Source organism: Dellaglioa sp. CoH-57-MRSF-17, from assembly GCF_056782015.1.
Genome location: NZ_JBXAXY010000143.1, coordinates 1 through 269, shown reverse-complemented (window position 1 = coordinate 269; position 269 = coordinate 1). Strand labels below are relative to the sequence as shown.

The 269-nt window shown below is 56.5% G+C and carries 1 protein-coding gene; it reads left to right on the top strand.

All coding sequences use genetic code 11. The features are described from left to right. Positions 1-63: 63 nt before the first annotated feature. The coding region (locus AC1RPJ_RS08190; protein ID WP_481762912.1) for a hypothetical protein at positions 64-269 on the top strand (206 nt) is incomplete at its 3' end.

Sequence of the window (269 nt, the reverse complement as noted above, 5' to 3'; positions counted from 1 at the left end):
GTAGTTGACAGGAACAGGGCCCCGGCGTAAACTCGGGCCCTGTTCTCATATAAGGAGCGCAAAGTGCAAAACGTAGCCGATTTGATCAATCCTGAAACTGGCAATACGTACCGCGCGGATAACGCGAAAAAGAGCCATCGATTTCCGCTCGGCACTCTCGTCGAGATCAAAACGCAGACGGACCCGAAATGGGTCGGCGTCCGGGACGGTATGCGACTGTTTGTCGTGTACTGCGGGCGCGACTGCGATCAGACGCCGCTGTACTGGCT